This window comes from Marinobacter sp. MA (assembly GCF_048298425.1).
In the GTDB taxonomy this organism is placed as follows: domain Bacteria; phylum Pseudomonadota; class Gammaproteobacteria; order Pseudomonadales; family Oleiphilaceae; genus Marinobacter; species Marinobacter salsuginis.
On record NZ_CP103058.1, the window covers coordinates 634,419 to 648,275 of the forward strand.

The 13,857-nt window shown below is 57.4% G+C and carries 13 protein-coding genes and 1 pseudogene; 7 read left to right on the top strand and 7 right to left on the bottom strand.

Translation table 11 applies throughout. The annotated features are described in order from the left end of the window. Positions 1-42 precede the first annotated feature (42 nt). Positions 43-747: a YggS family pyridoxal phosphate-dependent enzyme gene (locus NUW46_RS02865; protein WP_418141338.1), complete on the bottom strand. Its 705-nt coding sequence runs from the start codon at positions 745-747 to the stop codon at positions 43-45. Positions 748-887: 140 nt separating this feature from the next. On the opposite strand from NUW46_RS02865, the pseudogene NUW46_RS02870 reads away from it, so the two are divergent. The 3 genes and pseudogenes from NUW46_RS02870 (at position 888) to NUW46_RS02880 (ending at position 4,784) form a co-directional block, all read left to right on the top strand. Next, positions 888-1,922: pseudogene (locus NUW46_RS02870) on the top strand (type IV pilus twitching motility protein PilT). 216 nt (positions 1,923-2,138) lie between these two features. After that, the gene (locus NUW46_RS02875; protein WP_069184769.1) at positions 2,139-3,260 is read left to right on the top strand and encodes a PilT/PilU family type 4a pilus ATPase; all 1,122 of its coding nucleotides are present in this window, start codon (positions 2,139-2,141) and stop codon (positions 3,258-3,260) included. A gap of 240 nt (positions 3,261-3,500) precedes the next feature. Next, complete coding sequence (locus tag NUW46_RS02880; protein WP_418142003.1) at positions 3,501-4,784, top strand: OmpP1/FadL family transporter; 1,284 nt, start codon at positions 3,501-3,503, stop codon at positions 4,782-4,784. Between the two features lie 36 nt (positions 4,785-4,820). On the opposite strand, the gene NUW46_RS02885 is transcribed toward NUW46_RS02880, so the two are convergent. Both NUW46_RS02885 and polA read right to left on the bottom strand, forming a co-directional pair. Next, positions 4,821-5,195 carry a hypothetical protein gene (locus tag NUW46_RS02885; RefSeq protein WP_418141339.1) on the bottom strand — a complete coding sequence of 125 codons (375 nt, stop codon included), beginning with the start codon at positions 5,193-5,195 and terminating at the stop codon, positions 4,821-4,823. A 232-nt stretch (positions 5,196-5,427) separates the two neighbouring features. Then, the gene (gene polA / locus NUW46_RS02890) at positions 5,428-8,160 is read right to left on the bottom strand and encodes a DNA polymerase I (protein WP_418141340.1); all 2,733 of its coding nucleotides are present in this window, start codon (positions 8,158-8,160) and stop codon (positions 5,428-5,430) included. Positions 8,161-8,247: 87 nt separating this feature from the next. On the opposite strand from polA, the gene NUW46_RS02895 reads away from it, so the two are divergent. Next, a complete protein-coding gene (locus tag NUW46_RS02895; RefSeq protein WP_069184772.1) occupies positions 8,248-8,586 on the top strand; it encodes a DUF2782 domain-containing protein in 339 nt (112 codons plus the stop codon). 7 nt (positions 8,587-8,593) lie between these two features. Here the strand turns inward: NUW46_RS02895 and NUW46_RS02900 are convergent, their stop codons facing one another. Continuing rightward, positions 8,594-8,803: a fibronectin type III domain-containing protein gene (locus tag NUW46_RS02900; RefSeq protein WP_228290016.1), complete on the bottom strand. Its 210-nt coding sequence runs from the start codon at positions 8,801-8,803 to the stop codon at positions 8,594-8,596. A 455-nt stretch (positions 8,804-9,258) separates the two neighbouring features. On the opposite strand from NUW46_RS02900, the gene NUW46_RS02905 reads away from it, so the two are divergent. Then, positions 9,259-9,681, top strand: a complete 423-nt coding sequence (locus NUW46_RS02905) for a hypothetical protein (protein WP_136630816.1) — start codon at positions 9,259-9,261, stop codon at positions 9,679-9,681. A gap of 98 nt (positions 9,682-9,779) precedes the next feature. On the opposite strand, the gene NUW46_RS02910 is transcribed toward NUW46_RS02905, so the two are convergent. After that, a complete protein-coding gene (locus tag NUW46_RS02910) occupies positions 9,780-10,433 on the bottom strand; it encodes a DUF4124 domain-containing protein (protein WP_418141341.1) in 654 nt (217 codons plus the stop codon). Positions 10,434-10,436: 3 nt separating this feature from the next. Beyond that, positions 10,437-11,075 carry an orotate phosphoribosyltransferase gene (pyrE, locus tag NUW46_RS02915; RefSeq protein WP_069184776.1) on the bottom strand — a complete coding sequence of 213 codons (639 nt, stop codon included), beginning with the start codon at positions 11,073-11,075 and terminating at the stop codon, positions 10,437-10,439. A gap of 81 nt (positions 11,076-11,156) precedes the next feature. On the opposite strand from pyrE, the gene NUW46_RS02920 reads away from it, so the two are divergent. Beyond that, a complete protein-coding gene (locus NUW46_RS02920) occupies positions 11,157-11,963 on the top strand; it encodes an exodeoxyribonuclease III (protein WP_209399032.1) in 807 nt (268 codons plus the stop codon). A 137-nt stretch (positions 11,964-12,100) separates the two neighbouring features. Here NUW46_RS02920 and rph read toward each other — a convergent pair whose 3' ends face one another. Further along, on the bottom strand, positions 12,101-12,817 hold the full coding sequence (gene rph / locus NUW46_RS02925) for a ribonuclease PH (protein ID WP_136630813.1): 717 nt from the start codon (positions 12,815-12,817) through the stop codon (positions 12,101-12,103). A gap of 168 nt (positions 12,818-12,985) precedes the next feature. On the opposite strand from rph, the gene NUW46_RS02930 reads away from it, so the two are divergent. Further along, positions 12,986-13,852 carry a YicC/YloC family endoribonuclease gene (locus NUW46_RS02930; protein ID WP_222466061.1) on the top strand — a complete coding sequence of 289 codons (867 nt, stop codon included), beginning with the start codon at positions 12,986-12,988 and terminating at the stop codon, positions 13,850-13,852. Positions 13,853-13,857 lie beyond the last annotated feature (5 nt).

A 13,857-nucleotide genomic window follows, 5' to 3' on the forward strand; every position in this document is an offset into this window, starting at 1 on the left:
CGTTTTAACGTCCGGCCCTGATCATAGCAGGAACCGGCAGATTCAGCGCTTTACTGGGCGTTGGCCGAAAAGTGCGGTGCCGACCCGTACCCAGGTGGCGCCTTCCGCAATAGCAACTTCCAGGTCGCCGGACATTCCCATGGACAGCGTGTCAAGCGGCCCGGCGTCGGGATGATCTGCCCTCAGTTGCTTCAGGGTATTGGCCAACTTCCGGAAGCTGGCTCTCAACCCGGATTCGGGCTGATCCGGATCCGGAATGGCCATCAACCCTCTCAATGTAAGGTTTGGCAGTTCGCCGATCTCAGCCACCAGGTCCGGCAACTCCCCAAGCGTGCACCCGGATTTGCTGTCCTCTTCATTAATATTGACCTGAAGGCAGATATTCAATGGTGGCAGTGCAGGGTCACGCTGTTCGCTGAGGCGACGGGCAATCTTGAGGCGGTCGACGCTGTGCACCCAACTGAAGGCAGAAGCCATCTGCCGGGTTTTGTTGGACTGGATCGGGCCGATGAAATGCCACTCCAGGCCATCAAGGTCAGACAGCGCCTCGATCTTTTCCAGGGCTTCCTGCAGATAGTTCTCCCCAAAGGCATGCTGACCGGCCGCGAAGGCTTCCCGCAGATCTTCCGGCGGTCGGGTTTTACTCACGGCGAGCAAATGCACAGCCCCCGGCTCGCGCCCAGCCTGCAATGTTGCTTTTTGTATGCGTCGGGTTACGCTCCCGATGTTGTCTGCTATGCTGCTCATAGTGTGAGATTGCCACGCTCGGTCTGTCACTTGTACGGTGACACGTTACCCGCAGGTCACTGAAATGCCAAGTGAACCGCGCCGGGGCCCCGCCGGGCGGAAGCTACCAGGATAAAAGAAAAAGCCTTCCGAGGATTCCTATGGATATTACTGAACTGCTTGCCTTTTCGGCGAAACAGGGCGCGTCTGACTTGCACCTCTCTGCCGGCCTCCCCCCTATGATTCGTGTTGATGGTGATGTGCGTCGCATCAATCTGCCGCCCATGGAGCACAAGGAGGTCCACGGGCTGATCTACGACATCATGAACGACAAGCAGCGCAAGGACTACGAGGAATTCCTGGAAACCGACTTTTCCTTCGAAGTGCCCGGTGTTGCCCGTTTCCGTGTTAACGCCTTTAACCAGAACCGTGGCGCCGGTGCCGTGTTCCGGACCATCCCTTCCAAGGTGTTGACCATGGAAGACCTGGGTATGGGGTAGGTGTTCAAGGATATTTCGTCGGTGCCTCGCGGCCTGGTGCTGGTAACCGGCCCTACGGGTTCCGGTAAGTCCACCACCCTTGCGGCGATGATGGACTACATCAACGACACCCGGTACGAGCACATCCTCACCATCGAGGACCCCATCGAATTCGTGCACGACTCCAAGAAGTGCCTGGTCAACCAGCGGGAAGTTCACAGGGATACCCTCGGCTTCAACGAAGCACTGCGTTCAGCCCTGCGGGAAGACCCCGACATCATCCTGGTTGGTGAGCTTCGGGATCTGGAAACCATCCGCCTGGCACTGACGGCCGCGGAAACCGGCCACCTCGTATTCGGCACCCTGCACACCACCTCCGCTGCCAAGACCATCGACCGTGTGGTCGACGTGTTCCCGGCGGAGGAAAAGTCCATGGTTCGGTCGATGCTGTCCGAATCCCTGCAGGCGGTTATCTCCCAGACCCTGATGAAGAAAATGGGCGGCGGTCGGATTGCGGCTCACGAGATCATGATTGGCACCTCGGCGATCCGGAACCTGATCCGGGAAGACAAGATCGCCCAGATGTATTCGTCGATCCAGACCGGCGGTTCTCTGGGTATGCAGACCCTCGACCAGTGCCTGGAGCGGCTGCTGCAGAAGGGCCTTATTTCCCGTGAAGCAGCGCGGGCCAAGGCCAAGATGCCTGATAACTTTTAATTGGATTGCTCCCGGCCGTGTCGTTGGTGCCAGGAGCAGACGGGGAATTCATAAGACTCCCCGAATACAGTTTGACGGGTGGGGCGGGTTCCGCTTCCCGGGACTGTCTGCAGCATGGATGCTGCAGTCAAGCGTACATGGACGTATTCACAGCGTGTCCCGGGAAGCGGAACCCGCCCCACCCAAGCACCAAACGATGAAGATTGGGTACAAAAAATGGAATTCGAAAAACTGTTACGGCTGATGGTGGAAAAGGGCGGCTCGGACCTGTTTATTACGGCGGGCGTTCCCCCAAGCATGAAGGTGAACGGGAAAGTGCTCCCGGTCACCAAGAACGCGCTGACGCCGGAGCAGACGAGGGAGTTTGTCTACGGCGCCATGAACGACAAGCAGCGCGCCGAGTTTGAGGAAACCCACGAGTGCAACTTTGCCATCAGTGCCCGGGGCATTGGCCGGTTCCGGGTGTCTGCGTTCTTCCAGCGGAACCTCTGTGGCATGGTGCTGCGTCGGATCGAGGTGAAGATTCCGCAGATTGACGACCTGTCGCTGCCGGAGGTGATCAAGGAACTCGCCATGACCAAGCGTGGCCTGATCATGTTCGTGGGCGCCACCGGTACCGGTAAGTCCACGTCTCTGGCGGCCATGCTGGGGCATCGGAACCGTAACAGTCGGGGCCACATCATTTCCATCGAAGACCCGATCGAATTCGTGCACCAGCATCAGGGCTGTATCGTTACCCAGCGTGAGGTGGGTATCGATACCGAAAGCTTCGAGGTGGCCCTGAAGAACACGTTGCGTCAGGCGCCCGACGTTATCCTGATCGGCGAGGTGCGGACCCGGCAGACCATGGAGTATTCCGTGCAGTTCGCCGAGACCGGTCACCTGTGTCTGGCCACCCTGCACGCCAACAACGCCAACCAGGCGCTGGACCGGATTATCCAGTTCTTCCCTCCGGAACAGCACAACCAGATCTGGATGGACCTGTCCCTGAACCTCAAGGCCATTGTGGCCCAGCAACTGGTGCCAACGCCGGATGGCAAGGGACGCAAAGCGGTAATCGAAGTGCTGATCAATACCCCGCTGGTGGCGGATCTGATCCGCAAGGGCGAGGTGCATCGTCTGAAGGAGCTGATGTCGAAATCCAACGAGTCTGGCATGCAGACCTTTGACCAGGCCCTGTATCAGTTGTACGCAGAGGGCTCCATTACCTACGAAGATGCCCTGGCCCATGCCGACTCTGCCAACGACCTGCGCCTGATGATCAAGCTGGGTGCCGACGCTCAGGGGGCGGACAAGCTGTCTTCCTCTGTGGACAAGCTCTCAATACAGGACGACTGATACGATCAGGTTTTTTTAGACTTTAGTTGTAGAAAGGTAGGCTCCTGAACCGTTAGGGATGGCATTTGAGGCCAGTAAGGGGTGGTGCGTATACTCCGCGCGATTCAATAAGGAGATACCATGCACCACCGATCTTCAATGCTTGCACGAGCCGTACGTTTTGCCACCCTCGCGGCGCTCGCCGCACCTGCCAGCACTCTCGCAGGCGGTTTTTCCCTCAATGAACAGAGCGCCAGCGCCATGGGCACCGCCAATGCCGGTGCCGCTGCCAACCCCGAGAATGCGACCACGGTTTTGTTCAATCCCGCCGGGATGAGCCAACTGTCCGGCACCAATATTTCTTTTGGTGCGGCGGTTCTGGATATTGATGCCGAGGCCAAAGAAAGTAGCATCCGGACGTCACGCAACAACCCTGCGGTACCCGTAAGTCCTGCCAGTAACGGCGGAGACATCGCTGAACCGGCTGTATTGCCCAACTTTTATCTCAGCCATGAGATCAACAAGTCGATTGATGTCGGTTTTGGAGTCCATGCGCCCTACGGCCTCGCGGCGGATTATGAAAACGATTTTGCCGGCCGCTTTTTCGCAGACAAAACAGAGCTTACGGCGATTGCGTTTACGCCCTCGATTTCTCTGAACAATGGCCAGGGACTTTCCATGGGGGTTGGTTTAAACATCCTCTATGCCGAAGGTCGCCTGAGTCGCTACCAGGACATCAGTGCCCAGGTAGGTGCCCCAGCGCTTGCACTTGAAGAACCCTATGCGGATGCAGAGGGTGACGACGTTGGCATGACGTTCCGTGTTGGATTCCTTTATGAGCTGACCAGGGCCACTCAAATTGGCCTCACGCTTCAGACGGGCACGGAACTTGAGCTGGAGGGTGACCTGGAAATCTCTGGCATAACCAATCCGGCTAATCCGATGGGACCGACAATGTCCGCCTCAGAAAATATCAAGGTGCCGTTGGCGATTCCTGAAAGCGCGACTCTCGGAGTGCGTCACAGCCTTACAGACGACGTTACTCTCCTGGCCGGTGCAACCTACGCCCGCTGGAGCCGGTTCGAGGAGCTTGATATCGTCAGCACCGAGGCTGGCGGTGCCATCAGCGGTGCACCGCAAGAGGGCGCCGTGATTTCTCACGTGACCGAGCAGTGGAAAAACAGCTGGCAGGTGAATGCCGGCGCTATCTGGCAGGCTTCGCCGGAGTGGGCGCTCAAAGCCGGGTATGCCTGGGATGAATCGCCTGTGGATCAGTATGTCACTGCCCGAATTCCCTCCAGTGATCGTCATTGGCTCACTCTCGGTGCCCAGTGGGCTGATGCCCAAAGCGGCTGGACGGTTGACGTGGCGCTTGGAACGCTCTTGTTCACGGACGATCCGCAAGTCAATGATAGGAACTATCAGCATGAAAATCCGAGTGAGATCGCGGAACTGGTGGCTGGTGTTCAAGACCCGAGCCGTTATGCTGCCGAGTACGATCTGAGCGCCTGGAGTGCTGCGTTCGAGGTAAGCAAGTCCTTCTGATCTCTCGTTAATCTGGTTGGCCAGCCCAAGGGCTGGTCAGCCAATAACCTGTCCCCGGTAAATCACCTTCTTCTTCCGTGGCGGGTCCAGCTTCCCTTCTTCCAGGTCGTCCGCCGATGCCGATGGGGCATCCGCTATCACCTGACCCCGATAGTTACGCTTGAAGCCGTCATCTTCCTCCTCGGGTTCGATGTTCAGCTGTGGAACCTGTTCCTTGAGAGTTTCCCAGGTACGGGTCAACTGGCTTGAGCGGGTTTTTCGCGCGTAATCGGCCAGTTGTTGTTCCAGGTGCTCTTCCGTGAGGTGCAGTTTCACGCCGAATTCCGTGTGAATCAGGCGGCGGCACTGGTGAACCAGTTTCAGCACGCTGGGGTCCAGCAGCCAGCTACGTTCAGATGCCAGAGAAGTCATGGTTTGAGCCTCGGAGATGGATGTCACAACATGGCGCTGCCCGGATAATGTGGTGGGGCAGGGCGCCGACTCTAATTACATTGCGAATTTCGTGCCGTGACGGTATCGATTCCGGAGAGAAGGCGTGTCCACGGCCTGCCGTGGAGTCCGGAGACTCACAGGCAGGTTCGGGGGTTGGTACTGCGGTTGATTTCGGTGCGTTTTTGGCTTCCATGCCCTGTTCTGGGTCGAATCAGTGTGCTTCGTCCCAGTTGTCACCGGCGCCGGCTTCCACCAGCAGGGGAACGTCCAGTTCGGCTGCTGCCGACATGCGCTTCTCGAGTCCCGAACGGATCTTGTCGAGGGCCGACTCCTTCACTTCCAGAATCAATTCATCGTGAACCTGCATGGTCATGCGGGCCTCATCAGCGTGATCCTTGAGTAGCCAGTTCTCCACATCCACCATGGCCCGTTTGATGATGTCCGCGGCTGTACCCTGCATGGGCGCGTTGATCGCCGTTCGCTCGGCCGCCTGCTGTAGCTGTTTGTTGCGGGCGTTGATTTCAGGCAGGTACAGGCGCCGGCCAAAGAGCGTCTCGACGAAACCGTCGTCATGAGCCTGCTTGCGGATGTTGTCCATGTATTTCAGGACGCCGGGGTAGCGCTCGAAATAGCGGTCGATGTACTGCTGGGCGACCTTGCGTTCAACGTCCAGTTGCCGCGACAGCCCAAAGGCAGACATGCCATAGATCAGGCCGAAGTTGATGGCCTTCGCGCTGCGCCGCTGGTCTGAGGATACTTCCTCCAGGCTGACGCCGAAGACTTCCGAGGCTGTCGCCTTGTGGATGTCTTCCCCTTTTTCAAAGGCCTTCAGCAGCCCCTTGTCGCCGGAGAGGTGGGCCATGATCCGCAGCTCGATCTGGGAATAATCGGCCGCCACCAGTTTGTAACCCTCAGGCGCGATAAAGGCCTGCCGTATACGGCGTCCCTGCTCGCTGCGAATGGGTATGTTCTGCAGGTTTGGCTCGGAAGACGACAATCGGCCGGTGGCGGTGACAGCCTGATGGTAGGAGGTATGAACACGGCCGGTGCGGTGGTGAATCAACTCCGGCAGGGTGTCGGTGTAAGTGGACTTCAGCTTGCTCAGGCTGCGGTGCTCAAGAATCAGGCGCGGCAACTCATGCTCGTGGGCCAGTTCCTGCAGCACCGGTTCCGCCGTTGATGGTGCGCCCTTGGGGGTTTTCTTGATGACCGGGAGCCCCATCTTGTCGTAGAAGATTGCCTGCAACTGTTTGGTAGAACCCAGGTTAAAGGTTTCACCGGCAACATCGTGAGCCTCTTTTTCCAGTTCCGCCATGCGCTCGGCCAGTTCCTGGCTGTGCTGGCGCAGCGTACTGGCGCTGATCAGGGTGCCTCGCTGCTCCATGCGTGAGAGCACCGGCACCAGTGGCAGATCGATTTCTTCATACACCGAAGCCAGTTTCCCGGTGGCTTTCAGCTTTGGCCTCAGGGTCTGGTGCAGGCGCAGGGTTATGTCTGCGTCCTCGGCGGCGTAGGGAGCAGCCTTTTCCAGCTCGATCTGGTTGAAGGTGAGCTGTTTGGCGCCTTTGCCGGCGATGGATTCGAAGCTGATGGTCTTCTCGCCGAGGTAGTGCATGGCGAGGCTGTCCATGTCGTGGCGGGTAGCGACAGAGTTCAGAACGTAGGATTCCAGCATAGTGTCCTCGGCAATGCCCTCCAGGGTGATGCCGTGGTTAGCCAGTACGTTCTTATCGTATTTCAGGTTCTGCCCGACCTTGGCCAGTTGAGGATCCTCCAGCAGCGGCTTGAGCTGCTCGAGAACCTGGTCACGACCCAGCTGTTCGGGGGCGCCCATGTAGTCGTGGCCCAGGGGAACGTAAGCGGCTTCGCCCGGGTTGATCGCGAAGGAGACACCCACTATTTCAGCGTCGATATAGCGAAGGCTGGTGGTTTCCGTGTCGAAGGCAAACAGGTCGGCCGATTTCAGGCGCTCCAGCCATTGATCCAGCTCCTTCTGGTCGGTGATGACGCTGTAGTCTTTTTTACCGGCCTCTTGTTCGGGTTTGTCTTCTCTGGATTGGGGGTTGCTGGAGGATGAAGTCTCTTCCTGCTCCAGTTCGGCAATCCAGGTGCGGAACTCATATTCCTTGAACAATTCGAGCAGCTGCTCGTCATCCTGCTCCCGAAGCTTCAGGTCTTCCAGGCCAAAATCCAGTTCCACGTCCGTGCGGATGGTGGCCAGTTCGCGACTCAGGGGCAGTGTTTCTGTGGCCTCGCGCAGGTATTCGCCGATCTTGCCCTTGATCTCGTCCGCGTGCTTGATGACGTTGTCCAGGTTTTCGTAGCTTTGCAGCCATTTGACCGCGGTTTTCGGGCCACACTTGTTCACCCCGGGGATGTTGTCGACCTTGTCGCCGACCAGGGCGAGGTAATCCACGATCTGCTCCGGCGTGACGCCAAATTTTTCCACAACGCCGTCCCGATCCATCCGCGTCTCTGTCATGGTATTGATCAGGGTGACGTGATCGCTGACCAGCTGCGCCATATCCTTGTCGCCGGTGGACACCACCACATCAATGCCCTTGCTGGTCGCTTCGTTGGCAAGGGTGCCGATCACATCGTCGGCCTCAACGCCTGTCACTGTCAGCAGCGGCAGTCCCATGGCCTTGACGATCTCGTGAATGGGCTCGATCTGACAGGCGAGATCCTCAGGCATGGGCGGCCGGTTAGCCTTGTACTCTTCATACAGGTCATGCCGGAAGGTCTTGCCCTTGGCGTCGAAGACCACCACCATTTTTGAGCCGGGGAAATCCTGCTCCAGGCGTCGGATCATGCTGATAACGCCCTTGATGGCACCGGTCGGATGGTTCTTGCTTGTGGTCAGTGGTGGAAGTGCATGATAAGCGCGAAAAAGATAGGACGATCCGTCCACAAGAACCACGGGTGGTGTGTTTTTGCTGGTCATGTCAAAACAGGTCCGGAATCTGATTGAAGCGTGGGTTGGCTTGTGCAACTCTGTACTGAAATCGATGGACGAAAGGGTATCACGAAAATGAAACGAATCGCCTGCCCGGCTTTGTTGCTCGCCTGCTTGCCTCTGGCTGCCCTGGCGCAGGAGCAAGGCGCCCTGGATGAGACACCGGTGGCAACCCCCGAGGAGCCGGTGGTGATCTCGGATTACCAGCCGGCGAGCGAGGGCCCGGAGATTGTTATCCGGCCGGGTGAAAAGGAAGTGTTCTACGAATACCGGGTTAATGGCCAACTCATGGAAATCAAGGTCGTGCCGGAGGCCGGCCCGGAGTATTACCTGGTGCCGGCAGACGGTGGCGGCTGGATCCGGGAAACCGAGTCCGACATGCTGGTGCCCAGCTGGGTGATTTTCCGCTGGTAAACCGCAATCAGATCAGGTCGATGGTGACCGGCGATGAACGTCGGCTCTCCAGCCCCTCGATATCCACGGTGGTAATTGCAAACTCGTAAGCGCCCGGAGCCATCTGCGCCAGAGAGAGACTCGTTGTAGCGGGGCTTTCAATGCGGATTACCTTGAAGTTTTCCTGATGCCTCAGGCGGTAGTAAATTCTGAACTCGGCGATTTCTCCGGGTTTCAATGAGGAGCCATCTTCGCGCGTCAGCGGAGCCGTCCACCTTAGCTCTCTCCCCTCGGTCGCCGAGTATCCGGATCCTTGGGAATCTCCTCTGCAGCCAGCAAGAAGGAAAAGCGTGGCCAACAATGGCAGAAGAATTCGGGCCAATGGCAGATGTCGTGGTCTACTGGTGATCATCGTTACTCACATACGTGCCGGAAATCGGCCTGATTTTGGGAAAAGCGTATGGAGCCAGAATAAAACGGGGAGACGGGCTTCTTTAACAGCCCGGCATTATGCCAGTCCGGTTTTCAGGATCAAGTGAATAATCCGTAAAACCCCTTATCCGTGCACCTCCTGCTTTTAGTATGAACATTCTAATTTTAGGGCGTAACTTTGATTTTGAGATTAAAGAAAGGCCCTCGTTGCACTGGTTTCGACAGGGTCTTGAAACCTTCAGGAAACCAAGGAGATTCATCATGGGTAAACTCAAGTCCTATCAGGAACAGCTTCAGGAAATCGTCGACAAAGGCATCAATGCCGCTGAAGAGCAGCAGAAAAAACTGGCTGCCAAGCCGTTCGACTACGCAGAAAAGCTGGAGTCCGAAGCGCGTGAATATAGCGTGAAGACCCTGCGCAAGCGCTACAACGGCTACAGCGATAGCCTGTTCGAGCAACTTCGCAACCTGAACAGTCGTTTCGGCAGCTTCGCTGGTGACCTGGTCGCCAAGCTGGAGAAAGAAGCCGCAGAAGGCGCGGATGCCGTTGCAGAAGCCGCTGAAGACGTATCTGACGCTGCCAAGGATGCCAAGAAATCAGTTGAGCCGAAGAAGCCGGCTGCCCGCAAGACCACTGCGCGCAAGACCACTTCTACTGCCAAGAAGAGCACCGCTTCTGCCTGAGCGGCGGATAGCGTCTCACCGGCAGGTGAGTGAAATGAAAAAGGCCGCCGTATAAAACCGGCGGCCTTTTTGTTTTGCAGGTGCGTTCCTGTGAAAATTCAGTCTTCGGTTTTGGTGTGATCGAGTGGTACGGTCCGCGCCTCGCCAGTGACCTCCTCCAGGCGCTCTATGTCGGCCTCGAAGGCCTTGCGCAGCTCTTCGATTTCCTGGGTTTGTGAGGTGATTTCCCGCTCAATATCTCGTATCTGGGATTCCAGGCGCCGGATTTTTTCCAGCGTGGCCTCTGGAATCTCGCGACCGGCCCGCTCCATGTTGGCGGCGCGGCTTTGTTCGCTATCCAGCTGGCTGGATATCACCGAGATGTTGCCTCGCTTGAGCTGTATCAGGCCCTCAAGCTCCCGGATTTTCCGATGCATGGCTTTTACCGCCTGATCCGGATGGCTGAAGCGCTTCAGTAGCGCGCGGTCCTTCTCGCGTTGCTCCGCGAGTTCCTTCTGGCGTTGCTTTTCCGCTTCCCGGGCGGCAATCTCTTCCTCGGTTGGCGCCGGCGGAATGGTCTCAATGACGCGGCCATTGTTGCTCAAAATGTCATAGCCACGTTTGGTGGCTTCCTGGGGAATGGTGCTGCTGATGACGATCTGGCCGTTTTCATCCGTGTAACGGTACATATTGGCAGCGACCTGGGCAGAGAAACCCAGGGCAAGCGCCAATGCCGTAGCTTTGACAGATACTGCGGTCAGACGATTGGCCATCAATCAGACTCCGTAACGATCCCGATAACTGGCCACCTTTTCGGCATGCCCGGCGAACTCCGGGTTGGCTTTGAGGTAGTCCAGCACTTGCTCAAGACGAATGATGCTCACCACCGGGATGCCGAATTCCTTTTCCACTTCCTGGATGGCGGACAGTTCGCCATTGCCTTTTTCCTGACGATCGAGGGCAATAAGCACGCCTGCCGGTTCGGCCCCGGCAGCCCGGATGATGTCGATGGATTCCCGGATCGCTGTTCCGGCAGTGATTACATCATCAACAATCAGTACCTTGCCCTGTAACGGTGCGCCAACAATGTTACCGCCCTCTCCATGATCTTTCTTTTCCTTGCGGTTAAACGCAAAGGGTTTGCTGTTACCGTCTGTAGCCAAGGCCATGGCGGTAACGGTGGCCAACGGAATGCCCTTATAGGCAGGGCCGAAAATAATGTCATAATCCAGCCCGCTGCGTGCTATCGCGGCGGCATAAGCCTTGCTTAATTGAAGCAGGTCGTCCCCGGTATTGAACAGACCGGCGTTAAAGAAGTAGGGGCTGGTTCGGCCCGACTTGAGCGTGAACTCACCAAAGCGTAGTACATTCCGGCGGATGGCAAATTCGATAAATGTTTGCTGATAGTCGTGCATGACAAGGCTTCTGGCGGGTGTTGATCTTTAATTAGCGCGTAAAAACGGTATCATACACACAAACCGAATCAGGGAACACGTATGCGGGTAGTATCAATCAGCGTCAATGGCCTCGCCCAGGCTGTTGAAAAAGGCTTTTTCGACTGGCTGGCAGAGCAGGACGCTGACGTGGTCTGTGTCCAGGATCACCGCATGCGCGCCTACGAGATTGAAGACTACAACCTGATTCCGGAAGGGTACGAAGCCTATTTCATCGATGGTGAAAAAAACGAGGATGGCGGTGTCGGTATCTACACCCGCCATTTCCCGAAAGCCATCATGTACGGGTTCGCGAATGAACAGGCGGATCGCGAAGGCCGGTTCATTCAGGCCGATTTTGACAAGGTGTCTGTCGCCTGCGTGCTGGCGCCCTGCGCCCTTGGCCGAGAAGAAGAGCTGATCGGCGAGGACGACCTCACGGTGCTGGATCACAAGGACGAGTTCATGGAGTCCTTCGGCCTGCACATGCAGAAAACACTGCGCAAGCGTCGGCAGTTCATCTTCTGCGCCAACCTCCAGACCGCCCATCACGTAACCGATGCCAGCCCGCTCTACCACAAACTGGATTTCTCCGGCTTTCTGCCCCACGAGCGTGCGTGGCTGGATCGCCTGTTCGATGAAATGGGCTGCGTTGACGGTTTCCGTGAGATCAACAAGCAGAGCAACCAGTTCACCTGGTGGCCCGAGCAGGCCGAGGGTTCCCGCAAGAATGCCGGCATCCGTGTGGATTACCAGCTACTGACACCTGGCATCCGCAAGACCATCGAAGATGGCTGGATTGACGACTCGACCCGCTTCTCCGATCACGCCCCAGTGATCATGGATTACGACATCGAAATCGGCTTCTAAGTCTGGGGGAAGGCGCCTGCGCGGCAACGCTTTCCCAGACACGCTACAAGCACATCCATGTGCGCTTGAATCGGGCCATCCATGGCCCTCAACAGTCTGGGAAAGCGTCACCACGCGGGCGGCTTAATCAGCAGTCGTCAGGCCTCCAGAGCAGCCTTTTGGATCTCAAACAACTGCTCAATACCCTGTTTGGCCAGAGTCAGCATGCTGTCCAGCTCTGACTGGTCGAACGGAGCTCCTTCCGCTGTTCCCTGGATTTCAATGAAGCCGCCCTGGTCAGTCATGATCACATTCATATCAGTCTCGGCTTCGGAATCTTCCGGATAGTCCAGATCCACCACCGGCGTGCCTTTGTAAACACCGACTGAGAGTGCGGCGACCATCTGCTTGAGGGGCGATTTCTTCAGGCGCTTCTCGGCGACCAGGTGGTTCAGGGCGTCCACCAGGGCCACGCAGCCGCCGGTGATCGCCGCGGTGCGGGTGCCGCCATCGGCCTGGATGACGTCGCAATCGATGGTAATGGAGTGTTCACCAAGGGCGGTCAGATCCACCGCAGCACGCAGGGAGCGACCAATCAGGCGCTGGATTTCGACGGTGCGACCACCCTGTTTGCCGCGGGCAGCCTCCCGACCCATTCGGCTGCCCGTGGAGCGGGGCAGCATGCCGTATTCGGCGGTGATCCAGCCCTTGCCTTCGCCCCTGAGAAATGGGGGAACCTTGTTTTCGACGGAGGCGGTGCAGATGACTTTGGTATCCCCGAATTCCACCAGCACCGAGCCTTCGGCATGACGGGTGTAGTTGCGGGTGATTCGAACATCTCTGGGTTGCTCGGGCGTTCTGCCGCTTGGACGCATAGTATTTCCTGAAATCATTATTGAATGTCCGGGCGCGTGTCCCGGTCGAACGTTTGTCGAAAAGGCCAGTCAGTATAACACGTTGGTGTTGGGCTTTTGTCCGGTTCGCCGACGCTGTTAAGAGCCTGTTAGACTGGGTTTATCATTATCTATCGAAGCGGAGCCAACATGATCCGAAGTATGACCGCATTTGCCCGCAAGGATGTCCAGGGAGACTGGGGTACGCTGACCTGTGAAATCCGGACCGTCAACCATCGATATCTGGAGCCCTCATTCCGGTTGCCGGAGGCTTTCAGGGAACTGGAAAACCGGTTTCGGGAAGAGCTGAGAAAACAGCTGAAACGGGGCAAGGTGGATGTGTCCATGCGCCTGCAGTCTGCAGAGAAGGCGTCCCAGAGCTTCGAGATCAGCGAAGACATGGCCCAGGCGGTGAATGAGGCGGCCAACCACATCAACCGGATGCTGGATAATCCGGCCCACATCAATGCCCTGGATATCCTCAGATGGCCGGGCGTATTGTCTGTGCCGGAGCAGGATTTCAGCCCTGCAAAAGAGGCTGCTATAGGACTCTTCGAACAGACCGTGTCCGACCTGGCCTCGGTGCGCGAGCGTGAGGGGGAGCGCCTGCGGCCTCTGTTCGAGGATCGCCTCAATACCATGGGCAGTCTTGTCGCCGATGTGCGTAAACGCATGCCGGAATTGCTGGATGCCCAGGAAAAAACGCTTCGGGAGCGGTTTGAAAAAGCCAAAGTGGAGCTGGATGCCGAGCGGGTGGCCCAGGAGATGGTCATGCTGGCCCAGAAGAGCGATGTTGCCGAAGAATTGGATCGGTTGGACGCGCATATTGGCGAGGTGACGGATACCCTCAAAAGCGACGACGCTATAGGCCGGCGGCTCGACTTCCTGATGCAGGAGCTGAACCGGGAGGCCAATACCCTGAGCAGCAAGAGCATCGATGCCGGCGTCACACGCATCGCGGTGGATCTCAAGGTGCTCATCGAGCAGATGAGGGAGCAGGTGCAGAACCTGGAATAGCCCGG